Genomic DNA, 25,100 nt, shown 5'->3' with positions numbered 1-25,100 from the left:
CCTGCGAGCAGGCCGGCCGGGCCTCCCTCGGTCGAGGGAGGCCCGGGCGTCCGGGCGTCGGCTAACGTCGGTCGTCGTGAAAGGCCACTTCGCTCGTGCCGTGCAGGCAGGGGTCTACCAGTTGCTGGGGGCCGCACTGCTGACTCCGGCGGCTGTGGCCCTCGGCCTGGTGATCCTTGAGGAGCGGACTCCGGCGCGCGTACTCGTGCTGTGGGCCGCCTGCCTGCCGGCCTCGGTGCTGCTCGCCTGGATGCCGCTGATGCGGCGCCTTGAGAAGGCCGCGCTGTCCGATCTCCTGGGCGTCGGCGTGCCCGAGAAGGCTGATCGACTCTACCTGGTCGTTCTGACGAGCCTGCACCTGTACGGCGGTGCCACACTCGGCGCCGGCGTGCTGCTGCTGTCTCCCGGGCTGGTCCGGCTGGGTGACGCGGCCCGGTGGCGCGCGGCTCCCGGCGAGCTGGCCGAGGTGTGCGCCCTCGCGGTGGCCGTGCTCGCCGCGATGGTCGTGGCGGGGCTCGGCCAGCGTTGGACGGCGCGCCGGCTGCTGCGGGCCGAGCCGTCCCGCGTGATCGAGGAGCTCGGCCGCCGTCAGAGACTGGCCCTGGAGCTGCACGACTCGGTCGGCCACGCTCTCAGCGTCGTCCTGGTGCAGGCGATGGCCGCGCAGGCGGCGTTGCGGACGTCGCGCGTGCCCGAGGCCGGCGAATCGCTCGGCCATCTGGTGAGCACGGCCAGGGACGCGCAGCAGGACCTTGACGTGCTGCTGCGGGTGCTCGACGACGATGGCGCGGCCGAGGCACCCACTCTCGACTCGCTCGGCGCGCTGGTTCGGGGCCTCGACGTGCTAACGACCGTCGGCCGCTTGGACCGGGTCCCGGCTTCCACCTCGCGGGCGGCCTTCGCGATCGCCAGGGAGGCGCTCACCAACGCCCTGCGTCACGGGCACGGGCCCATCACGATCGACATCGCCACCGGCGACGACCTGGTTCTCACCGTGGAGAACAAGGCGGCCGGCACCGCCCCGCACTCCGGCGGGGAAGGGCGCGGCCTGGCCGGCATGCGCATGCGGGCCCGCCTGGCCGGCGGCACGTGCGTACGGAAGGAGGTGAACGGCAGGTGGCGCATCGAGGCGACGCTGCCGCTGTGATCCGCGTCGTCCTGGCCGACGACGAGAGGCTCATCCGTGCGGGATGGACGACCATGCTCTCCCCGCACGACGACATCGAGGTCGTGGGCGAGGCGGCCGACGGCCGCGAGGCCGTCGAGGTCGGCGTCGGCGCGGACGTGGTGCTCATGGACATCCGCATGCCCCGGCTGGACGGCCTGGCCGCCACCCAGGAGCTGGCCCGCCGATCCCCGGCGACGCGGGTCATCGTGGTGACGACGTTCGAGAACGATCAGCTGGTCTGGGGCGCCCTGCGCGCCGGCGCCGCGGGTTACGTGCTCAAACGGGCGCCCGCGGACGAGCTGGTGGATGCCGTCCGGCTCGTGCACTCCCGAGACGCGGTGCTCTTCCCCGACGCGCTGCGCCGCATCGCCGGCCCGCGTCACGGCATGTCGAAGCCGTCCGTACCGGTCGAGCTGACCTCGCGCGAGCTCGACGTACTGCGGCACATCGCGCTCGGGCAGAACAACGCGGAGATCGCGGCGACCCTCTACGTGTCCATCGAGACGGTCAAGACGCACGTCCGCCACCTGCTGGACAAGCTGGGCGCTCGCGACCGCACGCAGGCGGCGGTCCTCGCCTACGAGCTCGGTCTCCTCTTTCCCGGTGCCGAGGAGCGCGCGACGTCGGGCCGTTGGGCCTCAGAGGGTGCCACGATCAACCGCCGACCAGCGCTGCGGCGGCCTCGCTGAAGGCTCGGACGCGGGCGGTGGCGGCGCGCCAATGGAGGGACCACTCCAGCGGTGGGGCGTCGCTGAAGGGGACGTACGCGACGTCGGGGCGAGCGTAATAGCGCTGGACCAGCGCAACGTGGGACTGCACATCATGCATCGGGCACTCTGAGTACGCTGTGCGGTCCCGGCATCGCTTCCCTGCGAGTGGGCCGCACTCCGCAGGGAAGCGGCGACCCGAGCGCCGGGCCTGGTGAGCAGCCGATTCAATGAATCCACACGAACCCTGCAAGACCGGCCCGGCACAGTGAAGCCTCCGGCACGAGTCACTGCGGGGGGCGGGCATTCAACGTCAACAACGGACGGAAATTCGAACAACCGTCAAGCCGCGAATTTCGGTGTCGCTCTCCCCGAGTGTGACCGTCCTCGCCATGATCACTGACGCGCTCGCGGGCCGTGGCCGTGGCCTTCCCCCATTGTGGCGGAGGGTGATCCAGTCGGGGGCGAGCGGGCTGACGAGGGAGGCGGTGCGGCCGCTGGCCGCCCTTGGCTGCCACCTGGCGCCCGACACCGTGGTGCCGCGCGTGCCGGTCCGCGACGACTCCGTACCGGAGCAGATCGACCTCCTGCGCGACCTGCCGCCCGACGCCCTGGTCAGGGACCTGGAGCAGGCGTTCGGGCGGGTGCCCGCGCACTGGCGGGCCGCCGCCGACCGGCCCGGCCGCTGGCTGCACGCGTACGCCGGCACGCTCGCCGAGGTCTGGGCCACCGCCGAGAGTTTGTGGAGCAGGACCGGCCCGATCCTCGACCGGGAGGTGGCGCGCGTGGGCACGGCGAGCGTGCGGGGCGGCGTGGAAGTGCTGCTCGGCTCGATCTCCGGGCGGCTCGTACGCGACGGGACCGGCCTGGTCATCGAGGGCGTCGGAGCCGGCGTGCACGAGCTCGGCGACCGGTCGCTGGTGCTGGTGCCGATGCTGGCGGGCAAGGACGCGCTGATCGTCGGGCTGGACGACCCGGAGGCGGTGTGGATCGGCTACCCCGTACCCACGCAGGCAGGGTTCTGGCGCGCGGACCTCGATGAGCTGTCAGGGCTGGTGGGGCCGGTACGGGCGGAGGTGCTGCGGGCGCTGGACCGGCCGATGACGATGTCCATGCTGGCCGGCGTCACGCACACACCGCCGAGCACCCTTACGTTCCACTGCGACCGCCTGGCCGCGGCGCGGCTGGTCGTCCGCGAGCGCCGGCACCGGGAGGTGTGGATCGACCGCACCACCCGGGCGGTGGAGCTGCTGGAGCTGTGCCTGCGTTGAGAGGGCCGGGGATTCATATGGAATTGCGCGATATTCAGATTTTCCTCATCCTCGCGGAGGAGCTGCATTTCGGCCGGACGGCCCGGCGGTTGTACGTCACCCAGGGGCGGGTCAGCCAGACTATCCGCGCCCTCGAACACGAGATCGGCGGCAAGCTGTTCGAGCGCACCAGCCGGCAGGTGCGGCTGACCGCGCTGGGCCGGCGGTTCGAGGAAGGCGCCCGGCTCGGATACGACACGCTGGCCCGAACGCTGCGCGACTGCCAGGCCGCGGCCGGGAACGGCCGGGAACGGCTACGCCTCGGCTATTCCGCGACGATCGGCGGTGGCTTCGCCGCGCGCGTGGCGGCGGTCTTCGAGGAGTGCCGTCCGGACTGCGCCACCACACTGAATGCGGTACGGGTGTTCCGGCCGGACATCGCGCTGCACAACGAGGAGGTCGACGTCATGCTGGCCTGGTCGCCCGGCGGCGACGGGGAGGCCCTGGCGAGCTTGCAGCTCACGGTGGGGCCGGTGCTGGCCGAAGTGGGCCGTGGCGTGCTCATGCCGGACAGCCACCCCCTGGCCGCCCGCCGGGTGGTGAGCCTGGAGGACCTCGTCGGCTGTGAGTTCCTCGCGCCTCGCGAGGCGATCGTCGGCCAGGCCCTCAGCGACCGATGGGTGCCGCGGCACACCCCGTCGGGGCGCCCGCTCAACCGCGCCGGTGACGACCTCACCACGATGACCGGGAAGAGCGAGGTGGTCGCGGATGACGTGATCACGCTGGTCGCCCGGGGATACGGCCTGCACTTCACCGTAAGGTCCCTGCTGGAGCACATCCCGTTCCCCGGCCTGACGGTCGTTCCGATCACCGACATGCCACCGATGGTGATCGTCCCGGTGTGGCCGCCCGGGGGCGAGACCGCCACCGTCCGGGCGTTCGCCGACGCCGTGACCGGCTTCCGGCTTCAGGGGGCGGCCGGACCGCGATCCGCGGGCAGCAGGTCGTGCCCATCCGTGATGTCGTGACCTGGGGCGATCGATTAGGGGCGGTGATCGCCACATTGGCGATCGGAGCTTGTTCGCGCGTCTTGAGGCCAAGGCCGCTGACAGCGATCTGATGACCGATTCGAGCCCGGGGAGGTGCGTCATGCGTTCCCGTGTACGACCTGTGGGAAGAGTACAAAGAACTCAGCGATCTCTGATCGTCACTGAGCGAGGAGCGATCACGGCCGTCCCGGTTCAGTCCGGGTCACCTGCGGGTCGAGGCGCCGGCCGTTCATCCACAGGCTGTGGATGTCCTGCAGAATCGAGGCGGAGCGGCCGTGTGGTCGGTCCCTGTGTACGACACGTGAACGGCATGTGAACGGGGTAGGGCCGTGGTAGTGGTGTCGTGGATGAGGAGGCGATCTTTGTGCGGCAAGCAGCGGTCATGGATGTGGGCTGTCACAGCGCCCTGTTGATGGTGGCGCGGCGACGGCGACGTAAGGACCCCGAGGCCTCCGGGCGATGGGCCATGTCGCCGACCGGGAAGGTCCGGCTGGCCTTACATGAGACCCTCACCGGGGACGGACGGGTGAACACGCGTGGGATCCGCAGCGTGCAGCGTGCGGTGGCCCGGCTTTCCGAGTCCGAACAGGGTGGGTCCGCGGTGTTCGCGTTCGCGACCTCGGTCATTCGCGATGCCGCCAATCGCGACGAGGTCATCGGCCGGGTCGCCGACACCACGGGCATCCACTTACGGTTCCTGCCGGGGCGTGAAGAGGCCCGGCTGGCCTACATCGCCGCGGGGTGCTGGCTGGGTGACAGGTCGGGTCCGTTGCTCGTACTGGATATCGGTGGCGGGACTGTGGAGGTCGCCTATGGCGATGACCAGGAGCCCGCACAGGTGCATTCGCTGCCCTTGGGGGCCCGGACGGTGACGCGTGCGCTGCTTCCCGGCGGCGCGCTGCCCAAGAAGCGGAATCTTCAAGCCATGCGGCAGCACATGCGCGAGGTGCTGGAAAGCGTCCCGCTGCCGGTCGTCGGGCCCGGCGTAAACGTGGTCGCGTCGTCCAAGACCTTCCTCCAACTGGCGAAGCTCGCCGCCACGCTGGAGCGGCCCACGCGTGCCCCCGCCCACCTCACGCTGTCATCGGTGCGGACGGCCGTCACACTGCTGGCACACACAGACGTACGGCGGCGCGGCGACCTGCCGGGCATCAGCCGCCACCGGGCCGAGCAGTCCCTGGCCGGCGCCGTGATCGCCGAAGCCCTCATGGAGGCCTGCCAGGTGCGGGAAGCACAGATCTGCCCGTGGTCCACGCGCGAGGGCCTGCTCCTGGAGCGGATCGGCGCGAGCCGCGGGAGACGGTCGGGGCGGACGTTCTGAGCCTGGCTCCCGGATGCTGGACCTGGCCGAGCGGAACATCGCCAAGGCGCTCGCGGTCGTCCGAGAAGCCGCCCCCGTACCCTTTCCTGCATGGATCAGGTGATCGACGAACCGCTGGAACGACTCCGCGCCGCCGCCCGGCGCACCCGTGAGCTGGCGTCGAGCCGGGCGAGCACCGGCCTCGGCCACCAGGACGCCGACGACGACGTCGGCACGATCGGCACGGACGATGCCCTCGGATTCGACCCCTTCCCCCTGCTCGAAGCACTCCACCGCAACGGCGTCCGCGCCGTGGTGATCGGCCAGGTCGCCGGGATCATGCATGGCTCCGCCGAACTGACCGGCGATCTGGACCTGCTCTGGGACGGCGCGCCGGTCAACGCCCCGGCCCTGGCGGCCGCCTTCGCCTCCGTCGACGCCCTGCTCGCCGACGACGAGGGAAACCCCCTGGCAACCCGGCCGGATTCCTTTCTCCGCCCCAAAGTGCAGTTCACCTCACCCGGAGCCGGCGGCGACTGCTGCACCCCGGCGCTCCCCTGGGGAGGTCTCCACGTCCGAGAGTTCCTCGACCGCGCGGTCACCGCGGCCGACCCAGGCGGCCTGGAAGTCCGCTACGTCTCGCGTGAAGACCTGATCCGGATGCGCCGCGCCATGGGTCGCCCCAAGGACCTCCGCCGGGCGGACGAACTGGACTCGTTCGCCTCAGAACGCCGTAAGAGGAACGCGCGTTTCTGATCGGTCTCCCGCAGCGGGCCTCCCGTGCCGACCAGGTACTGGGACCAGGTGCATCTGTTCGGTCGGCGATGTTGCCCCTGCCGTACCGCTGGCTGGCCTCCGCGGGACGTTCCCCCTCCGGGAGATGTCGGACGACGGGCCCTACCGGCACATCATCACCATCGGGCACTACGAACTGGGTGACGGTAGCTACCTGCATTTCGTGCTCCCGGCGAAGGCGTTCCGCGACGGTGACTACGGGCAGGCGGTCGCCTTGTTTGAAGGATTCTAGGGCTCCGAGGTCGGGGCGTCGCGGCGGAGGTGAGGTCGGATGCCGGCCCGGAGCGTCCGATCACGGGGTGAACGGCTGCCGCGGCGTGATGCCCTGAACGACGAAGTTCACGTGGGTTCGGGGAGGCGGGTGGGGGCGGTGTCGCTGACCTGCTGGAAGATCACCGAGGTGCGGAATCCGGTGATCTCGCGGCGCTTGCTGAGCCGGTCGGTGAGGAAGAAATGCAGGCTGTCGAGGTCCTGGACGGCGACGTGGAGGACGAAGTCGTCACCGCCCGAGATCACGAAGACGCTGAGGACCTCGGGCAGGCCGCCGGCGAAGTTCTTGAAGGTGTCGATGACGGCGCGGCTGAGCGGCCTGATCTGAACCGAGACCAGGGCCTGGACCTGGCGGTTGAGCGCGGCGGGATCGATGTCGGCGTGGTAGCCGCGGATGACGCCCCGGCGGGTGAGCGCGCGGACACGTTCCAGGCAGGTCGAGGGGGCCACGCCGAGCTTCCGGGCGAGCTCGCGGTTGGACTGCCGCGCATCTGTCTGGAGAAGCCGCACGATCTCCGAATCAAGTTCATCCACGTACGGAATCGTAGAGGTATTTCGGCCAATCGTTCGGTATGGGGCCCTGCTGCGCGGCAGATGCCCGGAACGCTCGGCTATCGTCGGCCAGGCGCGACAGAAAGGGCGTTCCCATGCTCGACCATGAACAGATCCTCATCCGGCGAGGCCCGCGCTCCGGCCTGCCGGTCATCATCGCCCTGCACTCCACGGCGCTGGGTCCGGCCGCGGGCGGGCTGCGGCTGTGGCACTACCCCGACTGGCGCGACGGCCTGACCGACGCCCTTCGCCTGTCGGCCGCGATGACCCTCAAATTCGCGGTCACCGGCCTGGCCAGCGGCGGTGGGAAGACCGTCGTGGCCCTGCCGCCGGGCACGTGGCTCGACCCGGCCCGGCGCCGCGACGTCCTGCATGACGTCGCCGACCAGATCGACTCGCTCGGCGGGACGTACACGGTCGGCCCGGATGTGGGGACCTCCCCGGCCGACATGGCGGTGATCGGGGAAGTCACCCCGCACGTGTTCTGCAAACCGAAGCACCTGGGTGGCAGCGGCGACTCATCCCCGCACACCGCCCATGGGACGCTCGCCGCGCTGCGTGCCGTCAGCCGGCGCCTGTACGGCGAGAGCGACCTCAAAGGTCTGCGCCTGGGTCTGATCGGGCTGGGCCACGTCGGGGAACACCTCGCCCGCCTGCTGGCCGCCGAGGGGGCCCACCTGACCGTCACCGACATCGACCCCGCCAAGATGAAGATCGCCGATGAGCTCGGCGCCGCCTGGAGCAGCCCAGAAGAGATCGTCTCCACGGACGTGGACATCCTGGTCCCCGCAGCCCTCGGCGGCCTGCTCACCACGCAGGTGGTGGGGCAACTGCACTGCCGTGCCGTCGTCGGCCCCGCCAACAACCAGCTCGACACCCCCGAGACCGCCGAACTGCTGCACCAGCGAGGCATCCTGTGGATCCCGGACCACGTCGCCAGCGCGGGCGGGGCCGTCCACGCGATCACCACCGAGGTGCACCACGCCACCCCCGACGAGGCCCTCGCCCGAGTCCAGGCCATCGAAGGCACCGTCACCGAACTCCTGCGGACCGCGGATGACCTCCACGTCACTCTCGCCCAAGCGGGACACGAGATGGCGCAGCGCCGCATCCGCGCGGCCGCCGGGCTCGTCCCCGCTGAGGGATGAGGCTCTCGCCTGCCCGGTATCGTCCCGGACCCACCACGGTTGGAGTGCGCATCCCATGGCATTACCCACGAAACTGGTTCTCGTCATCAGTGCCGATCTGCCCGCCGCCTGGGCCGTGAACGCCGCGGCCGTGCTCGGGCTCAGCATGGGCGGCCGGCTGCCCGTCCCGCCGGCGCCCGATGCCAAGGACGCCTCGGGCGGCCTGCACGCCGGGCTGAACCCGCATCCGGTGCCGGTCCTGAGCGCCACCCCCGAGCAGTTGCGCGGCCTGTACGCCAAGGCACGCGCCCGAGAAGACGTGGTCACCGTGGGCTTCAACGAGGTGGCCCGGCAGGCGCGCGACTACGACGACTATCTCGCCGCGCTGGCCGCGACCCCGGGCGAGGAGATCGACTTCGTCGCCGTCGCGGTGTTCGGCCCGCGTAACCGGGTCACGGCGCTGACCAAGCGGTTTCCCCTGCACCCGCCGGAGGCCGAGCCACGGGACTCCGCCTCCCCGGGCGAGGGGCAGAGGCGAGCCGAAATATGGCCCGCGGCCGGCGACCGCCGGTTCAGCACCCCCGCCACCGGCGACGAGCGGCCGATGCTCACGGAGATCCTGCGGGCTCAGCGTTCGACGCTGGAGCTGAAGTGCTCGGGTCTGGAATCGGAGCTGGCCCGCCGGTCGGTGGAGCCCTCCACCCTCTCGCTGCTGGGGCTGGTCCGCCACCTCGCCGACGTGGAACGCCGCTGGTTCCGGCGCGTGCTGGCCGGCCAGGACGCGCCGCCGCTGTTCTCCTCGGCCACGGACCCCGACGGGGACTTCGACGGCGCGGCGCCCGACCCGGAGGCCGTCGCGGCGGCCTGGGAGGCGTGGCGGGGAGAGGTGACGTTCGCCCAGGCGTTCACGGCCGGCGCACCTGACCTGGACGTCGAAGGTCACGACGACTGGCGCGGGACGGTCTCGCTGCGCTGGGTGCTCATCCACCTGATCGAGGAGTACGCCCGGCACAACGGCCACGCCGACCTGCTCCGCGAACGCATCGACGGCGCGGTCGGCCTGTGAGAAGGGCCCTGTGCGCAGGGCCCTGTGAGAAGGGCCCTGCGAGAAGCGCGAGGACATACCCGCGGCGTTTCTTGACCGCCGCGTGTGTGCCACGCCATGCTCAATGAGATTTCATCCAGAGGACCCGAGGGACCTGGCCCCAAGACGGTCCGGCAACCTGCCCCGCAAGGTGCCAATGCCAGGAACGATGAGGAGCCTTCGTCATGCGCCCATGGTTCGATGTCCCCCCGCTTGAGGGTTCCCTGGTGCGGCTGGAGCCGTTGTCCCTCGGGCATGCGCCCGACCTGGCCCTGGCCGCGGAGGAGGACCGCGCCAGCTACGCCTTCACGCTCGTGCCCCGCGGCCACGAGGTCGCCGACTACCTGAAGGCCCAGTTCGACCGGGTGGAGCAGGGGCTCATCCCGTTCGCGCAGGTCCGCAGGTCGGACGGGCGGGCGGTGGGGTGCACGGCGTTCTGGGACCCGCGCACCTGGCCGGGCCGCCGCGCGCTGCGTGCCATCGAGATCGGGTTCACCTGGCTCGGCGCGTCCGCACAGGGTTCGGGCATCAACGCCGAGGCCAAGCTGCTGCTGATGACGCACGCCTTCGAAACGCTCGACGTGGCCCGGGTCGACCTCAAGACCGACGCCCGCAACCAGCGGTCACGGCGCGCCATCGAGGCGCTGGGCGCCACCTTCGAGGGCGTGCTGCGCAACTGGTCGATGTCATGGGCGCCGGTGGAGGAGGACCACCTGCGCGACTCGGCGATGTACTCGGTGATCGCCCCGGAATGGCACGCGGTCAAGCACGCTCTGACCGAGCGCCTGCCCGTGCCGGGCCACGACCGGCCGGCGTGACGTCGCGATCAGCGGGGTCACATGAGGATTGTCATCCGATCCGTGGGAGATCCGCCCCCTGAGCCCCTCGGCCGGGCCGCTCAGGGGAGCTCGATCGCGTTCTTCACGTGGTCCAGCGGGCTCTCGCCGGCGGGGGACTGCCCTGCGTGGTCGCGGTTGTGCTTCACGAGCGCCTGGTTGAGCTCGACCCACGGCCGCATGCGCTCCTCGTAGGCGGCGAACGCGGTCTCGTGCCCGGACCGGGCCAGTTCGGCGGCCAGGACGTACGCGCCCACCAGCGCCAGGCTCGTGCCCTGGCCGGACAGCGGTGAGGCGCAGTAGCCGGCGTCGCCGAGCAGCGTCACCCGGCCGGCCGACCAGCGCTCCATGCGGACCTGGGCCATGGAGTCGAAATAGAAGTCGGGCGCGTCCCACATCGCCTTGAGCAGCCGGGGCACCTCCCAGCGCGCGCCCGCGCAACGCCCGGCGACCAGCCGCTTCTGCGCCTCGACGTCACGGTGGTCGTACGCGACGGGTTCCTCGGCATTGAAGCCGAGGTTGACGCGGAGCTCGGCGTTGTCCCGCACCGGATAGACCGCCCCGCCCGTGTCCCCGTCGTTGAACCAGACCTGCCAGTTCTCCAGGCCCAGGTAGTTGTCCGTGGAAAAGATAGACAGGTACGTCCCGAGGTGGTGCACGAACTCCCGCTCGGGCCCGAACACCAGGCGGCGGACGTTGGAGTGCAGGCCGTCCGCGCCGACCACGAGGTCGAAGTCGCGTGCGGCCGCCCGCTCGAAGGTGACCCGCACGCCATGTTCGTCCTGGGCGAGCGAGGTGATCGAGTCGCCGAACACGTACTCGACGTCGGACCTGGTCCTGTCGTGGATCAAGCGGCTCAGGTCGTCGCGGAGCAACTCGACGTCGTCGCTGTCGAGGCGGCCGCTGGACAGCGCCATTTCGGTGGAGCGCCACAGCTCATTGCCGTCACCGTCGAGCATGGACATGCCCTCGATCCGGGTACGGCGGCGCCGCACGTCGGAGAGGATCCCCATCCGCTCGACGACGGTGAGCGCGGTGCCGCGCACGTCGATCGCCTGGCCGCCGGGACGCGGGGCGGGAGCGCGCTCGACCACGGTGACGGTGAAGCCGTGCCGCCGCAGGAAGCAGGCCAGGGCGGGACCGGCGAGGCTCGCGCCGGAGATCAACACTGAAGTCATGGCACCTTGCTATCCCCAACAGCGCGGAAACACCCAACTGTGCTAGAACAGATCTCGCCCCGAACGCCCCAACTGTTCTAGGACAACCCCCAGATGGAAGCCCCCTACCAGCGCATCGCCGCCGAGCTCCGGCGCCGCATCCAGGCGGGTGAGCTCGCCCCCGGCGACAGGACGCCGTCCACCCGCGCGCTCGCCCGCGACTTCGGGGTGGCCCTGGCCACGGCGGTGCGGGCGCTCGCCGTACTCAAGGAGGAAGGGCTGGTGGAGGGCAGGTCCCGGTCGGGGACGGTGGTGGCGGCCACGCGGAGCAGGCCGCGGCGGCGGCCCGGCGGGGTGGAGCTGACCCGGGAGCGGATCGTGCGCGAGGGGATCGCGATCGCCGACGCCGAAGGGCTCGGGGCCGTGACCATCCGCGGCGTGGCCGCGCGTCTCGGCGTCTCGGCCGCGGCGATCTACCGGCACGTACGCGGCCGCGACGACCTGGTACGGACCATGGCGGACCTCGCATACGGCGCGGAACGCTACCCGGAGGCGGCGACGCTCGGCCGGCGCGACCGCCTGGAGTTGGTCGCCCGCACCCTGTGGCGGATCTACCGGCGACACCCCTGGCTGCCCCACCTCACCCCGCTGGGCCGTCCGCTGCCCCTGCCCGGCGTGCTCAGGCACGGCGAGCAGATGCTGCTCGCGCTCGACGGGCTCGATCGCGATCCGGCGACCGTGATGACCACCGAGGTCCTGCTCTACGCGTACGCGCAGGGGCTCGCCGTGCACGTCGAGCGGGAGGCCCAGGCGCTGTCGGCCACCGGCCTGTCCGACGAGCAGTGGCTCGGCACCCAGGGCGGGGGGATGAACGCCCTGGTCGCCGCCGGGCGGGCACCCCGGCTCGCCAAGCTGGTCGGGGAGCTCGGACCGGACGGTTACGACTTCGATCTTGACCGGCTCTTCGAGTTCGGCCTCCAGACGCTCCTCGACGGGCTGGGGATCGGCGACGCCGGCCCGGGAAGGCGGGCCTAGATCGGACGCCGGTCTGGGAGGGCGGGCCCAGGTCGGGTGCCGGTCCGGGAAGGCGGGCCTAGGCCTAATGTCGCAGGACCGATGCCCGATCCGCGAACCGCCGCCGCCCGGCACACTTTTCGGCGTGCTCAACTCCCCCGCCCGCGTCCCGGCCGTACGGCCCTTCCTCGTCGGCATGTTCGTCGACGCCCTCGGCAACGGCCTGTACGTGCCCCTGACCTTGCTGTTCATCCAGCAGGTGACGGGGCTGCCCGGGCCCATGGTGGGTCTGGGGGTGACCGTGGCGGCCACGCTCGGCCTGGCCGCCAACCCGCTGGCCGGGGTGCTCATCGACCGGTTCGACGCGCGTACCGTGCTGGTCGGCACATACGTCGTCCGCGCCCTCGGTTTCGCCCTCTACCCGCTGGTGGACGCCTTCGGCCCGCTCGTCGCGATCGCGGCCGTCATCTCCGCCGGGGACCGCGCCTTCTATCCCGCCTCGGTCAGTTATGTCGCCGCGCTCACGGAGGACGGGGGCCGGGACCGGTTGTACGCGCTGCAGGCCACGGCCCGCAACGTCGCCTTCGGCCTCGGCGGCCTGCTCTCGGCGTCCGCCGTGTCCCTGGCCGGCCGGACGGGATTCACCCTGATCGCGGTGCTCAACGCGGCCAGCTTCGTGCTGGCCTCCGCCTTCCTGCTCATGTCACGCGGCCCCGGCAGGGGCGCCCGCCCGCCGGGCAAGCCGGGCGGCTACCGCCAGGTTCTGGCCGACCGGCCGTTCATGGGGCTGGTGGCGGCGGAGCAGGCGTTCACCCTGAGCCACCTGATCCTGTCCATCGGCCTGCCCCTCTACGCCGTCTCGGCCCTCGACGCTCCCCCGGCCATGCTGGGCATCCTCTACACGATCAACACCCTGCTCGTCGCCGTCGGCCAGATCCCGGTGCGGCACCTGCAGCGGCACGCCCGCCGTACGCATGCGATGGCCCTGGCCGGCGGCGTCTTCATCCTCTCCTTCGCCCTGTACGCCGCCACGGCCCTCGTCCCGCCCGGTCTGCCCCGGATCTCCGCCCTGGTGGCCGCCACCCTGGCCTTCACCCTGGCCGAGCTCCTCCACAGGCCCCCGTCCGCCTCGCTGGCCGCCGGCGTCGCACCGCATGCGCTCCGCGGCCGCTACCTGGCCGTCCACCAGATGACCTGGTCGGTGGGCCAGGTGGTCGCCCCCGCCGGCTTCTCCGCCCTGGTCGCCGTGTCGCCGCCGCTGCTGTGGGCGATCCTGGGAGTGCTGCTGGCCATCGCCTGCGCGGGACTGCTGCGGCTGTCCTCCCGGTTGCCGGCCGAGGCCCTCACAGCTTCCCCGGTCAGGCGTGAAGCACGTGATCCCGGGCCGTCCGGGCAAGGTGGTGAAGGCGCGGCGGATCGGGGCCGACCAGCCGGCCCCGGCGTTTGACGGCGCGGCCCCGATCCGGTCACGGCCGGCTCACCAAGCCAGAACAGGCCTGGCGGCCGCCCGGGGAGAGCTCAGCCGGGCAGCAGGCCGATGGCTGACTTCGCCTGTCGAACCTTCCGGCCCGCCAGCTCCCTCGCTCGTTCGGCACCGGTACGCAGGGCCGCCCGCACGTGGTCCGGATCACCGCTGAGCCGCAGGTAGCGGTCGCGGATGGGCGCCAGCGTGGCCACCACCGCGTCGGCGACGGCTGCCTTCAGCTCGGCGTACCGGTCGAACCGCTTGGCCAGCACATTCGGGTCCTCATGGGTGCAGGCGGCCAGGATGGCCAGCAGGTTAGCCACCCCGGGTTTCCGCTCCGGGTCGTAGACCACGTCGCTGCCGGCGTCGGTGACCGCGCGCATCACCTTGCGGCGCAGGACGTCCGGCTCGTCCAGCAGGCGAAGCGTCCCCGTTGGTGAGGCGGCCGACTTGCTCATCTTGTCGCCGGGGGCCGTCAGGTCCATGATGCGGGCGGCGACCGGCGGGTTGACCGCCCGCGGGACGGTGAAGGTCGGCCCATAGCGGGTGTTGAACCGCTGGGCGAGGTCGCGGGCCAGCTCGACGTGCTGGGTCTGGTCCTCGCCGACCGGCACCTCGTCGGTGTCGTACAGCAGGATGTCGGCGGCCATCAGGATCGGGTAGGTCAGCAGCGACATCCTGACCTGCCGTTGGCGGCCGGCCTTCTCCTTGAACTGGATCATGCGTTGGGCCTCGCCGTACCCGGTGGTGCACTCCAGCAGGTAGTGCAGCTCGGTGTGCTCCGGCACGTGCGACTGGACCAGGAACAGGCAGGTCCCGGGGTCGGCGCCGGCCGCGAGCAGGAGGGTGGCGAACTCCAACGTCCGCCGCCGTACGTCCGAGGGGTCGTGCTCCAGGGTCAGGGCGTGCAGGTCGGAGATGAACACCACGGTGTCGGTGGTGCCCTGTCCGGCGACGATCGGCGCGATGGCGCCGATGTAGTTGCCCAGGTGCAGGTCCCCGGACGGGGTGAAGCCGGTGAGTCGTCGTGGCATCGGTGGTCTCCCTTGGAGGTGGAAGGCCGCCCCGCAGCGGGCCACCGAGGTGTGAAAACACGAAACGGCCGCCCGGACTGGGCGGCCGCGGTGCTTGGGAACGCGGATGAGGGTGCCGCCCGTCAGGGGCGCCACCAGCCGAGGTGACAACTGATCATCCGCACCCCTTCAGCCTACAGGCGTAGTGGCCGGGCACGGTACGCGACATGTCTTGACCCAGGCGTAGAGTGGTTCGCCTCGCCGGCCGACATCTGCCACGCCTTCGCCGGGCTGCCGCGGTTCTCGCCGGGCCAGGCGGTCATCCGGTACGCCTTCGACCTCCCGGCCCGGCGCCGGTGACCGGGTCCCGGAGCCGGCAACTGTCCAGGAGGGCCGTCACCGCGGGTTGCCACGGCCGGTGTTCCGGGCCCGCCAGCACCAGCCGGCGGGTGACGCGGGGAACCAGCGGGACCAGGGACAGCCGCTCGTCCAGCATCGCCCTGGTCAGTTCGGGGACGATCGAGACGCCGATGCCGGAGCGCACCATGGTCAGCAGCGTGGTCATGTCACGAACCTGGTGGGCCGGGACGAAGCGGGCGGCGGCCTTGCGGTAGGCGTCGCGGACGTGCTTCTCGCAGCCGCCCTTGGACAGGATGAAGGGATCGTCCTCCAGGTCGGAGACGTTGACGGTCGCCTCTCCGGCCAGCGGGTGGTCGCGTGGCAGCAGGGCGCAGAAGCCGTCCGAGGCCAGCTCGACGCCGGTGACGGCGGGGGCGGTGGGCTGCGCCCAGGGGCCGCGGGAGAGCACCGGAGCGCCCAGGGCACGCTCCAGCGACGCCACCGAGTGGGAGACCGCGGACTGGCTGACGCCCAGGTCGGTCGCCGCGGCACTGAACCCGCCCGCGTCGGCCACGGCGACGAACGCTTTCAGGTGCGGCATCCCGAAGGCCATGAATATCCCTCATATCCGGATGAATGCCAGTTGTTTGCTTCATGAGCGCTCGCGTGACGAGGATAGCCGCTGCCTGGACGGGCGGTCATGGAGGAGGCGTCATGAGGCAGGAAGGCGGGTCTTGCGGTGGGTGCCGGGATTTGCCGGACTTTCGGTCATCTGGGGTTCAGTTTCGCGCTCATCAAGGTGGCGGTCGAAGGGGATGTGCCGCCGCTGTGGGTGGCGCTGGGGCGGTGCCTCTTCGGGGCGGTCACCCTGTGGATCGTCTGCCTGGCGCAGCGCGTGCCCGCGCCTTCGACCCGGGCGACGTGGGGACACGCCCTGGTGGTCGCCGTCCTGCACAACGCCGTGCCCTTCACGCTGCTCGCGTACGGGGAGACACAGGTCAGCTCCGTCCTGGCGGGGGTGCTGAACGCGACCACGCCACTGACCACCTTGGGGTTCTCCCTGCTCGTCGTCGCCGGAGAGCGTCCCTCGCTCCGGCGGCTGGCGGGGCTGGGGGTGGGGTTCGCCGGAGTGCTCACGACCATCGAGGTGTGGGACGGGCTAGGCTGCGGCACCTTGTACGGGGCGCTGGCCTGCGTGGGGTCCACCGTGTGCTACGGAGCGGGGTTCGCCTACACCCGGCGGTTCTTCTCGGGGCGGGAGGGGTCCGCGGTCTCCCTCATCGCCGTCCAGCTCACGTGCGCGACGGGGCTGCTCGCCGTCGCGGCGGCGCTGGGTGAGGCCCCCGTCATGCCCGGAGTCGCGGGGATCGGGGCGGTGGCCGTGCTCGGGGTGTTGGGGACCGGGATCGGGTTCCTGCTGAACTTCCGCGTCATCCGGGAGGCGGGGCCGACGATCGCCGCCAGTGTCACCTACGTGGCGCCGGTGTGGTCGACGTTGATCGGCGCGGTGCTGCTCGGCGAGCCGCTGGGATGGAGCCTCGTCGGGGGCGGCCTGCTGGTGGTCCTGGGGGTCCTGCTGATCCAGGCGCGTTCCCGCACTTCCCTTTTGAGGTGATCTATCTCATGTCCCCGTATGTTGGGTTGAAGGAGCATGATGCTGGTATGGCGCTGTCCACGGCTTTCACGAAGTTGTTCGGTGTGGAGCACCCGATCGCGCTCGCGCCGATGGGCGGTTCGGCCGGCGGTGCGCTGGCCGCGGCGGTCTCTCTCGGCGGCGGGCTCGGATTGCTGGGATCCGCGAACGGGGACCGGGAGTGGCTGGACCGCGAGCTGCCGATCGTCGCGGAGCGCGCCGACAGGCCGTGGGGCGTCGGGTTCTGGACCTGGGCCGTCGATGTCGGCGCGGTCGAGTACGCCCTGGAGCACAATCCGAGGGCGGTGATGCTGTCCTTCGGCGACCCCAGCCCGTTCGCCGAGCGGATCCGCCGGGCGGGTGCGGCGCTGATCATCCAGGTCACCGACCTGGAGGAGGCCAGGCAGGCGGTGGATCTGGGCGCCGACGTCATCGTGGCGCAGGGGACCGAGGGCGGCGGGCACGGGGCTCGGCGCGGACGGTCTACTCTGCCGTTCGTGCCGCTCGTGGTGGACCTGGCGGCACCGGTGCCGGTGCTGGCGGCCGGCGGGATCGCCGACGGCCGCGGGCTGGCCGCCGCGCTGGCCCTGGGAGCGGCCGGAGCGCTCATCGGCACCCGCTTCCAGGCCACGGCCGAGGCCCTGGTCGCGCCCTCGATCGCCAAGGCCATCGTCGAAGGACGCGGGCAGGACACCGAGCGCAACCGGGTCCTGGACATCGCCAGGGGCTCCCGCTGGCCGGCGAAATACACGGCCCGCACGCTCGGCCACCCCTACATCGACCGGTGGCGGGACCGGGAGGCGGAACTCGCCGCCGACGCCGAGGCCCAACAGGCCTACCAGGACGACGTGGCACGAGGCGTCGTGCCCCCGCTGCCGGTGTGGGCCGGCGAGGCCGTCGACCTCATCAACGACCTGCCTCCCGCGGCCGGCCTGGTCGGCGCTCTCGCTGCGCAGGCCGAGGACGCCCTCGCCCGAGCGGGAAGGCAGTGATCGCACCGACGGAGATCCACCTGGCGGCCGGGGCGCTACCTTTACGTCCATGTACTCCCCTATTGAGCCCTATGACCAGGGCATGCTCGACGTAGGTGACGGCAACCAGGTCTACTGGGAGGTCAGCGGCAATCCGGCGGGCAAGCCGGCGGTGATCGTGCACGGCGGTCCCGGGGCCGCGGCCCCGGTGAACTGGCGGCGATGGCACGACCCCGAGGCGTACCGGATCGTGATCTTCCACCAGCGGGGCTGCGGTCACAGCACGCCGGACGCCGGGTTGCTGGAGACCGACCTGTCGGCCAACACCACCGAGCACCTCATCGCCGACATGGAGCTCCTGCGCGAGCACCTGGGCATCGACAGGTGGCAGTTGGTCGGGGTCTCGTGGGGCTCGACGCTGAGCCTGGCCTACGCGCGGCAGCACCGGGAGCGGGTGAGCGAGGTGATCCTGTTCGCGGTCACGGCGGGGCGTCGCAAGGAGATCGAGTGGATCACCCGGGACGTCGGGCGGGTTTTCCCCCGGGAGTGGGAGCGTTTCCGTGACGCCGTACCCGTTGAGGACCGTGACGGGAACCTGGCGGCGGCCTATGCCAGGCTCCTGGCGGATCCGCTGACGTGTGAGCAGGCCGCCCGCGACTGGTGCGACTGGGAGGACACGCACGTTAGCCTCGACCCCCAGTATCGGCCGAGTCCGCTCTTCAAGGACCCGGCCCTCCGCATGACGTTCGCGCGGCTGGTCACCCACTACTGGGGCAACGACTGCTTCCTGCCGGACAAGGACGACCTGGTGGAGCGGGCCCACCTCCTGGAGGGCATCCCCGGGGTGCTGGTCCACGGCAAGCTCGACGTGAGCGGGCCCCTGGAGACCGCCTGGGAGCTGCACAAGAACTGGCCCGGCAGCGAGCTGTACGTCGCCGACGAGGGGCATGGTGGTGCCGACATGGTGGCGCAGGTGATCGCCGCGACCGATCGGTTCCGTTCGCGCTGATCGCCCCGGCCGCTACCGCAGCCGGTGGCGGAGCTGGGTCGATAGGTCGGCGGCGGTGTCCCGCAGCGCCTCGGTGAACGTCCGGCGCAGGTGGTCGTCGCCGACGCCGGGGCGGTGGGCGATCGTCGTGGGCCGTACCGCGTCCGGATGCTCGATGCGTACCAGGGCGAGGGCGGCGGGCAGGGTCGGTGCGGCCAGGCCGGGCACCACGGTGACGCCCAGCCCGGCGGCGACCAGGCCGAGCTTGGCGACCCAGTCCCGGGCGACATGGGCGATGTCGGGCTGCCAGGTGGCGTCGCTCCAGGCGCCGAGCAGCGTCGTGCCCGGCTCGGTGCTGCCTGCGATCCACCGCAGCTCCCGCAGCCTCGCCAGGGTGACGCTGCCCTGGCCGGCCAGGGGATGGTCACGCGCGACCGCGACGAACAGCGGGTCCTGAAGCAGAGGGGTGAACTCGACGCCTTCGGGTGGATGCCGGGAAGGCGTCACCACGGCCAGGTCCAGGCGCCCGCGGGCGACGGCCGCCGTCAGGGAGGGGCTCAGCCCTTCGCGTAGTGGCACCCGGACGTGCGGTTCCCGGCGCGTCAACGCGGCGAGCGCCCGGGGGACCAGTGCCGCCATGGCGGTGGAGAACGCCCCGACGCGCAGCCTGCCGGGCGGCCGCCCGCTGAGGTCCCGTAGATCCTGGCGGGCGGCGTCGATCGCCCCGAGCACGGCGTCGGCGTGCCGGAGCACCACCTGCCCCGCCTCGGTGGGCCGCACGCCGCGCGCGTGCCGCTCGAACAGCGCCCGGCCGGCCGCCTGCTCCATCAGCGCGATCTGGCGGGAGACGGCCGACTGCGTGTAGCCGAGCCGCTCGGCCGCGATGGAGAACGACCCCTGACGGGCCGCCTCGCGGACCACGCGCAAGCCCAGCACGGTGAAGTCACCCATGCGAAACACTGATATCAGATATGCCAGGCTTTCGTTTGAAACATGGCTTCCCGCGCTTCTAGCCTTTTGCCCATGACCGCTGAGCAGAACAAGAAGCTGTTGGAAGGCATCTTCGCCGAGATGTCGCGGGGCAACACGGGGGCCATGCGGGAGGCGATGGCCGAGGATTTCCGATGGACCTTCCCTGGGAAGGGAGTGTGGTCCGGCAGTTGGGGGCCGAAATCGGTGGCGCTGGATGAGCTGTTGCGACCGCTCATGGCCCAGTTCGCCGACTACCGCAGCCAGGCGGATCTCATCCTGGCCGACGGCGACCGCGTCGTGGTGCAGGCCCACGCGACGGCGACCACCCGGCGCGGCGACGCGTACGGCCAGACGTACTGTTTCGTCTTCCGGGTGGCCGGCCAACGCCTGGTCGAGGTGGTCGAATACTGCGACACGGCCCTGGCCGAACGCGTTCTCGACCCTCCTGGCCGCATCAGCCTTTCATGAACTCCAGCAGGTCGGCGTTGAACTGGTCGATGTGCGTGGCGAACAGGCCGTGCCCGCATTTGGGCCGGTCGGTGCGGCCGTGGCCGCGCCGGTCGAGCAGGACGCACCGGTAGCCCTGCTCGACGAAGAACGGCACCTGGCATTCCCACGTGTCGGAGGCCGGTGACCAACTGGCCGCGAAGAAGATGGGCTTGCCCGTGCCGTAGTCCTCGTAGGCCAGGCGGGTGCCGTCGGTGGTGGCAAAGTAGGACTTTTGTGCTCCTCAGTGGGATGGCTTGAGGAGATCGCGGTCTCAGTCTCTGCGCAGCTTCTGAGGGCTCAGGGGGTCATCCGCCGCAGTCCGCATGCTGGTGTCGGCTCGGCCGCCTCCACGTACACGTCGGTCGCCGAATCAGGGTGGAGCACGGGTGTGGTGGACGCGAAATGTCGTAAGGCGTATGCGGCGCCGTCGGCCAGTTGATCCAGAAGTCCGGCGTTCGCCTTGGTCCGCTCCGGGTTGTTCGCCCGGTACACCAGGCCGAGTTGCTCCAGCGGGGCCTGGTAGGCGGCCGTCGGCTCCAGCGAGCGTACCGAGATCTGGAGGTCGATGACCGGCTTGGCGGCCAGGCCGGGCACCGACGTCGAGCCGATGTGATCGATCCGCAGGGCGACGTCGCCGAGCGCCCCGCGCAATGCCGTCCCGAGCGCGGCGAACCGCTCCTGCCACGCGGGGTCATGATCCACGATCTCGACTGGGTCTCCCATGGCTGGATTGTCCACGGTATGAGGGCCGGTCGTCAGGTCAGCAGGTCAGCGGCGTAGAGGGCGTACACGGCGGCGCAGCGGCGCCGACGATGTGAGCGATCTGAAGACCCTGGAGGAGCTCGAGAAGACCATCGCCGCCTACGACGAGGTCGTCGAGTTCCGCCGGTTGTTCGCCACGCCCGACCACCACCTGCGCGTTCTCGTCCCCGACTACGCCGCCTACGAGGCATTCCAGACGGGGAAGATCATCGGAATTTCCGGCGTGGCCCGGGTGATCTCCCAGCCGACCATGAAGAAGATCAAAATGCTCGACTGAACCGGGGTCGCGTGGTGCGCGTCATGCCGGGATGCGCGCGCTCACCAGGAAGCCGCCGCCCTCCTCGGCGCTGGTCCGCAGCGTGCCGCCGAGCAGCTCGACGCGTTCCCGCAGCCCCACCAGACCCCAGCCCGCGCCGGGCAGTTCCTCGCGCGGCGCGCCCGGCGCGTCGTTGCGCACCTCCACCTCCAGCGCGTCGGGGCCGTAGCGGATGCGCACGTCCGTGCCCACGTCCCCGGCGTGCTTGTGCACGTTGGTGAGCGCCTCCTGCACCACCCGGTACGCGGTCCGCTCCACGGTCGACTCCACCGGCCGTGCCTCGCCCTCGTCGTGCCTGGTCACCGCGATGCCCAGGGCCCGGGACTGGTCGAGCAGCCGGTCCAGGTCGTCCAGCGTGGGCGGCGGACGCAGCCGTTCCGGGTCACCCAGCGTGGGCGGCGGACGCAGCCGGTCCTGGCCGCCCGGCCCTTGCGGCGGCCCGCCCGCCGGACCGGGCGCACGCGAAGGGGAGCGCAGGACTCCGAGCACGTCGCGCAGGTTGGTCAGGGCCTCCCGCCCGATCCCGCCGATCAGAGCAGCGGCCTGCGCCGTCTCCTCGTCGGCCGCCCGTACCTCCAGCGCTCCGGCGTGCAGCACGATCAGCGAGACCCGGTGCGCGACCACATCATGCATCTCCCTGGCGATCCTGGCCCGCTCCTGCGCCCTGGCCTGCTCGGCCCGCATGACCTGCTCGCGTTCCAGCCGCTCGGCCCGTTCCCTGGCCGCCGCCAGCACCTCACGCCTGGCCCGCGTCCACAATCCGAGCGCCAGCGGCAACCCGATCATCGCCAGTGCCATCACCAGCGCGTTGCCGAACGCTCCCGTCACCACCGCGTACGTCCCTCCCCGTACGTGGCCCACCACCGCGGAGAGCCCGATCACGGCCGCCGACCCGCCGGCATAGGCGGCCAGGTGACGACGACTGCGCAGGGACAGACCGGCGAAGTACGTGGCCACCAGCAGCGGCGGCCACACCACCAGCCAGGCGTGGGCGACGGCGCCCACCACGGCCAGCGGCCACCAGGACCGCCGCGCGTGCCACGCGGCCAGGCCCGCGACGGCGGCGACCGCGACGAGCACCGGCAGCGGCAGGCTCGACCGCACCCCGACCTGCCCCTGGGAGACGAACAGCGAGAGCGTGAACACACCCGCGCCGAGTAGGGCGAATCGCATGGTCACAGCGTATGGCGAGGCGGGCAGGCGGCCTTACGACGAAAGTAGCAAGCCGGCGACCCACGCATCTCTGGCCGGTGATCCGCGCGTCCCGCGCCGGGGTTTCGGCTTGAGGAGTTCGCGGCTCGCTCGCTGGGCGGCATCTGGAGCCAGGCCGCCGGCCCTGAACAACCACGGCCAGGTCGCCGGCCAGTCGGCGCTCGGCACGGACGGCGTACTCCAGGCCGGATTCGTGTGGAGCCGGCGGCGAAGTGAGTGGCGGCGGTCGTCACCGGTGCCACGAACCCCCGGGGATCAGTCCGTCACCGGTGCCACGAACTCCGGGATGACCTCAACCAGTGATCACGGTAAGCCCGGGGAAGTCCACCGTCGCGGTGCCGAAGTCCTGGAAGACCAGCCATTCGGCCGAGTTGTAGGAAACGGATCCCGTCACGGTGCCCATCGCCCGGACCCTGCTCCAGTCGCTGGGTTCGAGCTCGAAGACGGGGCCGCCGCTGTCACCCTCGGCGGAGGCGTTCGCCCCGGAGGCCCGCGCCGAGATCATGTCGTTGTAGCACTCGTACGACCCGTAGATGTCGTAGCCGCAGATGTCGGCGAACGACCCGTCGACCCGGTATTGGCACACGGCGCCGCTGGTCGCGCCCGACATGCAGAGAAACTGGTCACCGTGGGTCCAGTCCCAGCCGACCACCGGCTTGGAGTAGTCGTCGACGCCTGGCGTGCCGTCCCATATCCGGCCGCCCGCGGTCGTCTCGATGAGCAGGAGGTCGTGCGCCTGGCGTTCGCCGCCCCTGGACACCGTGCCGATCGTCTGGCCGAAGGGGTCGGTGAAGGTGTCCCCGGGGGCGCCGCAGTGGCCGGCCGTGAGCAGGTACGTGGCCGACCCCTGCTTGACCCCGAAGCCGGCGGTGCAGTGGTAGCCCTGCCCGGTGCCGCCGCAGTTGTTGGTCGTGCCGAACTTGGCGTTGCGAATGGCTCCCCCGCCCCACCAGGCGACCGTGTCATCGCAGCGGGTGTCGACCTTCATCGGCTCCCGCTCGATGACCTGCACGGGGACGCCCACTTCGGGCAGCGACTGGATTCCCCGCCGGGTGGTCCGCGGTTCGACGGCCACCTCCAGGCCGCTGCCGTCGAACGACATCTTGACGGCGTGGACGGGGCCACCGCTCTCCACCCCGGACGCGGCCCACAGTCGCGCGGCGGCGTTCTTCAGGTCGCCCCTGGAGAAGGCCGCCGGGGCGATCCTGACGGGAGCGGGGGATCGCAGGCTCCGCACCGCTTCCCGTACCCGGCGGGTCGGCCTGCCCTTCCACCGCAGAACTATCTCGCCGTCACCCAGCTCGATTCCGGCGAAGCCGCTCTTCTCCGTGGTGTCGATCCGGCCGCGGAGCGTGTCGGCGGCCCGCGCCAGGGGGCGTTGCCGCTTGAATGTCTCCTGCATTTCCGGGGTCACGTAGCTCGGCGGCCCGGAGGGTCGTTCGAGGGTCGGCTTCGGCGGGGTGGGATCGGCTGATCCGATCGCCGGCGCGGGGGTGGCGACACCTGTGAGCACCAAGGTCGCCATGGCGGCTGCCAGGATCGATAATCTGCTCCGCCCGTTTCTGCTCGACACGTGACCCGCCTCCCCTGAGTAACCGTTCGTGCCGCACCGATCATGGGCTGGGTAAAGGAACGATGTCAAGATCGTTTACAGGTCATTGACCCGCGGTGGCAGCCGACAGGTCCCCGACGGAGTCGGCGTAGTAGACCGAGCCGCCCAGGTGGAAGGCGAGCTGCCGGAACGTCCAGCCCGTACCGGGCGATCGGTCGAGCTGGTCCGGGGTGAGCGCGCCCAGCCGGTCGGCCCACATCTGCCTGAGCCGGGTGAGCCGGCTCCTGGCCTCGTCCAGGTCCTGGTCGGTGAAGGGCGCCAGGTCGGCGGGAGTCGTGATCTGCGACGCGTGCCAGCGATCGGGAAGCGCCGGGTGGCCGGCCAGCCGGGCCTCCATCTCGGCGAGGTGATCGACGAGATGGTCGGCGACCCTGCGGATCGCCTTGTGCGGGGTGTAGATCCGGTCATCTGACGGCAGCGGGCGGCCGTCCCACGCCGTCCAGGTCGCCGCCAGGTCGAGTACGCGGTCGATCATCGACGTCACGACCAGCGCCGGATCGCGGTCATCAGTGGTCGGCACGTTGTCGGACATGTTTCAAGCCTCCAGCTCATCCGTTACGTCCACAGGAGCGGAATCAGCGGCCCCGATCCGGTGGAGACTGGTAGCGGTCCCGGAACGCAAGCTAGACCTCCGACATTTGGGCGGCCGTCGAAGCATGGATGCGCACGCGGGCTCAGGAGGCGGGGCCGATGGCGGGGCCGATGGCGGGGCCCGCCAGGGTTTCGGGATGTCAGCAGCAAGACAGGACAGCCCTAGCGCTTCAGGCAGCGCCCGTGCCGTGGTTCCCGTGCCGGGGCTCGTCCTCCAGGACCTCGACCGCGTCGAGCAGGCCCCGCAGGCCGATCTCCTCGCGCTCGGCCTCCGTGGGGTCGAACAGCCACTCGCTGACCGGAAGGTCGGCCTCCTGTTCCGGGTGGCTCGACTCGACCAGGGTCACTTCCGCCTCGACCTCGACCTCGAGTTCGTACAGGAACTGCTTCTCGCCGTCCGGAATGCTCATCTTTCCTCCAGGGGGGCG

28 protein-coding genes and 1 riboswitch are annotated in these 25,100 nt (G+C 71.2%); of the genes, 17 read left to right on the top strand and 11 right to left on the bottom strand.

Annotation, left to right across the window (positions count from 1 at the left end):
- The first annotated feature begins 76 nt into the window (after window positions 1–76).
- The 7 genes from ABGB18_RS43820 (at window position 77) to ABGB18_RS43790 (ending at window position 6,501) form a co-directional block, all read left to right on the top strand.
- A complete protein-coding gene (locus tag ABGB18_RS43820; RefSeq protein ID WP_347701621.1) occupies window positions 77–1,147 on the top strand; it encodes a histidine kinase in 1,071 nt (356 codons plus the stop codon).
- Entirely contained in the window at window positions 1,144–1,857 is a 714-nt protein-coding gene (locus tag ABGB18_RS43815) for a response regulator transcription factor (protein ID WP_347701620.1), read from the top strand. The genes ABGB18_RS43820 and ABGB18_RS43815 overlap by 4 nt, the downstream gene beginning before the upstream one ends.
- Window positions 1,858–2,267: 410 nt before the next feature.
- A complete protein-coding gene (locus tag ABGB18_RS43810) occupies window positions 2,268–3,146 on the top strand; it encodes a winged helix-turn-helix domain-containing protein (protein WP_347701619.1) in 879 nt (292 codons plus the stop codon).
- A 17-nt stretch (window positions 3,147–3,163) separates the two neighbouring features.
- Window positions 3,164–4,153, top strand: a complete 990-nt coding sequence (locus ABGB18_RS43805; protein ID WP_347701618.1) for a LysR family transcriptional regulator — start codon at window positions 3,164–3,166, stop codon at window positions 4,151–4,153.
- A gap of 364 nt (window positions 4,154–4,517) precedes the next feature.
- On the top strand, window positions 4,518–5,495 hold the full coding sequence (locus ABGB18_RS43800; protein ID WP_347701617.1) for an exopolyphosphatase: 978 nt from the start codon (window positions 4,518–4,520) through the stop codon (window positions 5,493–5,495).
- A 90-nt stretch (window positions 5,496–5,585) separates the two neighbouring features.
- Window positions 5,586–6,230 (top strand): hypothetical protein, encoded by a 645-nt coding sequence (locus ABGB18_RS43795; protein ID WP_347701616.1) that lies wholly within the window; start codon window positions 5,586–5,588, stop codon window positions 6,228–6,230.
- A 124-nt stretch (window positions 6,231–6,354) separates the two neighbouring features.
- The gene (locus ABGB18_RS43790; protein ID WP_347701615.1) at window positions 6,355–6,501 is read left to right on the top strand and encodes a hypothetical protein; all 147 of its coding nucleotides are present in this window, start codon (window positions 6,355–6,357) and stop codon (window positions 6,499–6,501) included.
- Window positions 6,502–6,608: 107 nt separating this feature from the next.
- Here the strand turns inward: ABGB18_RS43790 and ABGB18_RS43785 are convergent, their stop codons facing one another.
- Window positions 6,609–7,073: an Lrp/AsnC family transcriptional regulator gene (locus tag ABGB18_RS43785; protein WP_347701614.1), complete on the bottom strand. Its 465-nt coding sequence runs from the start codon at window positions 7,071–7,073 to the stop codon at window positions 6,609–6,611.
- A 113-nt stretch (window positions 7,074–7,186) separates the two neighbouring features.
- Between ABGB18_RS43785 and ABGB18_RS43780 the strand changes: the two genes are divergently transcribed.
- From ABGB18_RS43780 to ABGB18_RS43770, 3 genes are all read left to right on the top strand, one after another.
- Complete coding sequence (locus tag ABGB18_RS43780; protein WP_347701613.1) at window positions 7,187–8,239, top strand: Glu/Leu/Phe/Val dehydrogenase dimerization domain-containing protein; 1,053 nt, start codon at window positions 7,187–7,189, stop codon at window positions 8,237–8,239.
- 55 nt (window positions 8,240–8,294) lie between these two features.
- A complete protein-coding gene (locus ABGB18_RS43775; RefSeq protein WP_347701612.1) occupies window positions 8,295–9,284 on the top strand; it encodes a DUF664 domain-containing protein in 990 nt (329 codons plus the stop codon).
- A 108-nt stretch (window positions 9,285–9,392) separates the two neighbouring features.
- A riboswitch (SAM riboswitch) is annotated at window positions 9,393–9,478 on the top strand.
- A 9-nt stretch (window positions 9,479–9,487) separates the two neighbouring features.
- Complete coding sequence (locus ABGB18_RS43770; RefSeq protein WP_347701611.1) at window positions 9,488–10,120, top strand: GNAT family protein; 633 nt, start codon at window positions 9,488–9,490, stop codon at window positions 10,118–10,120.
- An 80-nt stretch (window positions 10,121–10,200) separates the two neighbouring features.
- Here the strand turns inward: ABGB18_RS43770 and ABGB18_RS43765 are convergent, their stop codons facing one another.
- Entirely contained in the window at window positions 10,201–11,316 is a 1,116-nt protein-coding gene (locus tag ABGB18_RS43765) for an FAD-dependent monooxygenase (protein WP_347701610.1), read from the bottom strand.
- A gap of 93 nt (window positions 11,317–11,409) precedes the next feature.
- Between ABGB18_RS43765 and ABGB18_RS43760 the strand changes: the two genes are divergently transcribed.
- Both ABGB18_RS43760 and ABGB18_RS43755 read left to right on the top strand, forming a co-directional pair.
- Window positions 11,410–12,330, top strand: a complete 921-nt coding sequence (locus tag ABGB18_RS43760; protein WP_347701609.1) for a GntR family transcriptional regulator — start codon at window positions 11,410–11,412, stop codon at window positions 12,328–12,330.
- 124 nt (window positions 12,331–12,454) lie between these two features.
- A complete protein-coding gene (locus tag ABGB18_RS43755) occupies window positions 12,455–13,756 on the top strand; it encodes an MFS transporter (RefSeq protein WP_347701608.1) in 1,302 nt (433 codons plus the stop codon).
- A 71-nt stretch (window positions 13,757–13,827) separates the two neighbouring features.
- Here ABGB18_RS43755 and trpS read toward each other — a convergent pair whose 3' ends face one another.
- The gene (gene trpS / locus ABGB18_RS43750) at window positions 13,828–14,808 is read right to left on the bottom strand and encodes a tryptophan--tRNA ligase (RefSeq protein WP_347701607.1); all 981 of its coding nucleotides are present in this window, start codon (window positions 14,806–14,808) and stop codon (window positions 13,828–13,830) included.
- Between the two features lie 298 nt (window positions 14,809–15,106).
- A complete protein-coding gene (locus ABGB18_RS43745; protein WP_347701606.1) occupies window positions 15,107–15,739 on the bottom strand; it encodes a LysR family transcriptional regulator in 633 nt (210 codons plus the stop codon).
- A gap of 186 nt (window positions 15,740–15,925) precedes the next feature.
- Between ABGB18_RS43745 and ABGB18_RS43740 the strand changes: the two genes are divergently transcribed.
- The 3 genes from ABGB18_RS43740 to pip are packed head-to-tail and all read left to right on the top strand — an operon-like array spanning window position 15,926 to window position 18,739.
- Window positions 15,926–16,741, top strand: coding sequence for a DMT family transporter (locus ABGB18_RS43740; RefSeq protein ID WP_347701605.1), 816 nt, complete (start codon window positions 15,926–15,928; stop codon window positions 16,739–16,741).
- A 47-nt stretch (window positions 16,742–16,788) separates the two neighbouring features.
- Window positions 16,789–17,751: a nitronate monooxygenase gene (locus ABGB18_RS43735; protein WP_347701604.1), complete on the top strand. Its 963-nt coding sequence runs from the start codon at window positions 16,789–16,791 to the stop codon at window positions 17,749–17,751.
- A 49-nt stretch (window positions 17,752–17,800) separates the two neighbouring features.
- A complete protein-coding gene (gene pip, locus ABGB18_RS43730; protein WP_347701603.1) occupies window positions 17,801–18,739 on the top strand; it encodes a prolyl aminopeptidase in 939 nt (312 codons plus the stop codon).
- Between the two features lie 12 nt (window positions 18,740–18,751).
- On the opposite strand, the gene ABGB18_RS43725 is transcribed toward pip, so the two are convergent.
- Window positions 18,752–19,669: a LysR family transcriptional regulator gene (locus ABGB18_RS43725; protein WP_347701602.1), complete on the bottom strand. Its 918-nt coding sequence runs from the start codon at window positions 19,667–19,669 to the stop codon at window positions 18,752–18,754.
- Between the two features lie 72 nt (window positions 19,670–19,741).
- Here ABGB18_RS43725 and ABGB18_RS43720 point away from each other — a divergent pair, with 72 nt between their 5' ends.
- The gene (locus tag ABGB18_RS43720) at window positions 19,742–20,158 is read left to right on the top strand and encodes a nuclear transport factor 2 family protein (protein ID WP_347701601.1); all 417 of its coding nucleotides are present in this window, start codon (window positions 19,742–19,744) and stop codon (window positions 20,156–20,158) included.
- Here the strand turns inward: ABGB18_RS43720 and ABGB18_RS43715 are convergent.
- Together ABGB18_RS43715 and ABGB18_RS43710 are read right to left on the bottom strand one after the other, a co-directional pair.
- The gene (locus tag ABGB18_RS43715; RefSeq protein ID WP_347701638.1) at window positions 20,145–20,345 is read right to left on the bottom strand and encodes an alpha/beta fold hydrolase; all 201 of its coding nucleotides are present in this window, start codon (window positions 20,343–20,345) and stop codon (window positions 20,145–20,147) included. The two genes, ABGB18_RS43720 and ABGB18_RS43715, sit on opposite strands and share 14 nt — an antisense overlap.
- 131 nt (window positions 20,346–20,476) lie before the next feature.
- Entirely contained in the window at window positions 20,477–20,902 is a 426-nt protein-coding gene (locus tag ABGB18_RS43710) for a GrpB family protein (RefSeq protein WP_347701600.1), read from the bottom strand.
- A gap of 91 nt (window positions 20,903–20,993) precedes the next feature.
- On the opposite strand from ABGB18_RS43710, the gene ABGB18_RS43705 reads away from it, so the two are divergent.
- Window positions 20,994–21,218 (top strand): Lrp/AsnC ligand binding domain-containing protein, encoded by a 225-nt coding sequence (locus ABGB18_RS43705; RefSeq protein ID WP_347701599.1) that lies wholly within the window; start codon window positions 20,994–20,996, stop codon window positions 21,216–21,218.
- A 21-nt stretch (window positions 21,219–21,239) separates the two neighbouring features.
- Here ABGB18_RS43705 and ABGB18_RS43700 read toward each other — a convergent pair whose 3' ends face one another.
- The 4 genes from ABGB18_RS43700 to ABGB18_RS43685 form a co-directional block, all read right to left on the bottom strand.
- A complete protein-coding gene (locus tag ABGB18_RS43700; RefSeq protein ID WP_347701598.1) occupies window positions 21,240–22,430 on the bottom strand; it encodes a histidine kinase in 1,191 nt (396 codons plus the stop codon).
- Window positions 22,431–22,761: 331 nt separating this feature from the next.
- Entirely contained in the window at window positions 22,762–23,994 is a 1,233-nt protein-coding gene (locus ABGB18_RS43695) for a hypothetical protein (protein WP_347701597.1), read from the bottom strand.
- Window positions 23,995–24,124: 130 nt separating this feature from the next.
- Entirely contained in the window at window positions 24,125–24,613 is a 489-nt protein-coding gene (locus ABGB18_RS43690; RefSeq protein WP_347701596.1) for a hypothetical protein, read from the bottom strand.
- Window positions 24,614–24,842: 229 nt separating this feature from the next.
- Window positions 24,843–25,082 (bottom strand): hypothetical protein, encoded by a 240-nt coding sequence (locus ABGB18_RS43685; RefSeq protein WP_347701595.1) that lies wholly within the window; start codon window positions 25,080–25,082, stop codon window positions 24,843–24,845.
- Window positions 25,083–25,100 lie beyond the last annotated feature (18 nt).

It is taken from the genome of Nonomuraea sp. B12E4, from assembly GCF_039871825.1.
GTDB lineage: Bacteria > Actinomycetota > Actinomycetes > Streptosporangiales > Streptosporangiaceae > Nonomuraea.
This window is presented reverse-complemented; position numbering and strand designations above follow the sequence as displayed.

Coding starts and splice junctions, on each gene's coding strand:
- ABGB18_RS43780 (WP_347701613.1), top strand. CDS start 7,187: ATGCTCGACCATGAACAGATCCTCATCCGGCGAGGCCCGCGCTCCGGC.
- ABGB18_RS43790 (WP_347701615.1), top strand. CDS start 6,355: ATGTCGGACGACGGGCCCTACCGGCACATCATCACCATCGGGCACTAC.
- ABGB18_RS43795 (WP_347701616.1), top strand. CDS start 5,586: ATGGATCAGGTGATCGACGAACCGCTGGAACGACTCCGCGCCGCCGCC.
- ABGB18_RS43700 (WP_347701598.1), bottom strand. CDS start 22,430: ATGCGATTCGCCCTACTCGGCGCGGGTGTGTTCACGCTCTCGCTGTTC.
- ABGB18_RS43765 (WP_347701610.1), bottom strand. CDS start 11,316: ATGACTTCAGTGTTGATCTCCGGCGCGAGCCTCGCCGGTCCCGCCCTG.
- ABGB18_RS43805 (WP_347701618.1), top strand. CDS start 3,164: ATGGAATTGCGCGATATTCAGATTTTCCTCATCCTCGCGGAGGAGCTG.
- ABGB18_RS43690 (WP_347701596.1), bottom strand. CDS start 24,613: ATGTCCGACAACGTGCCGACCACTGATGACCGCGATCCGGCGCTGGTC.
- ABGB18_RS43685 (WP_347701595.1), bottom strand. CDS start 25,082: ATGAGCATTCCGGACGGCGAGAAGCAGTTCCTGTACGAACTCGAGGTC.
- ABGB18_RS43725 (WP_347701602.1), bottom strand. CDS start 19,669: ATGGGTGACTTCACCGTGCTGGGCTTGCGCGTGGTCCGCGAGGCGGCC.
- ABGB18_RS43810 (WP_347701619.1), top strand. CDS start 2,268: ATGATCACTGACGCGCTCGCGGGCCGTGGCCGTGGCCTTCCCCCATTG.
- ABGB18_RS43720 (WP_347701601.1), top strand. CDS start 19,742: ATGACCGCTGAGCAGAACAAGAAGCTGTTGGAAGGCATCTTCGCCGAG.
- pip (WP_347701603.1), top strand. CDS start 17,801: ATGTACTCCCCTATTGAGCCCTATGACCAGGGCATGCTCGACGTAGGT.
- ABGB18_RS43735 (WP_347701604.1), top strand. CDS start 16,789: ATGGCGCTGTCCACGGCTTTCACGAAGTTGTTCGGTGTGGAGCACCCG.
- ABGB18_RS43710 (WP_347701600.1), bottom strand. CDS start 20,902: ATGGGAGACCCAGTCGAGATCGTGGATCATGACCCCGCGTGGCAGGAG.
- ABGB18_RS43760 (WP_347701609.1), top strand. CDS start 11,410: ATGGAAGCCCCCTACCAGCGCATCGCCGCCGAGCTCCGGCGCCGCATC.
- ABGB18_RS43775 (WP_347701612.1), top strand. CDS start 8,295: ATGGCATTACCCACGAAACTGGTTCTCGTCATCAGTGCCGATCTGCCC.
- trpS (WP_347701607.1), bottom strand. CDS start 14,808: ATGCCACGACGACTCACCGGCTTCACCCCGTCCGGGGACCTGCACCTG.
- ABGB18_RS43745 (WP_347701606.1), bottom strand. CDS start 15,739: ATGGCCTTCGGGATGCCGCACCTGAAAGCGTTCGTCGCCGTGGCCGAC.
- ABGB18_RS43770 (WP_347701611.1), top strand. CDS start 9,488: ATGCGCCCATGGTTCGATGTCCCCCCGCTTGAGGGTTCCCTGGTGCGG.
- ABGB18_RS43695 (WP_347701597.1), bottom strand. CDS start 23,994: ATGGCGACCTTGGTGCTCACAGGTGTCGCCACCCCCGCGCCGGCGATC.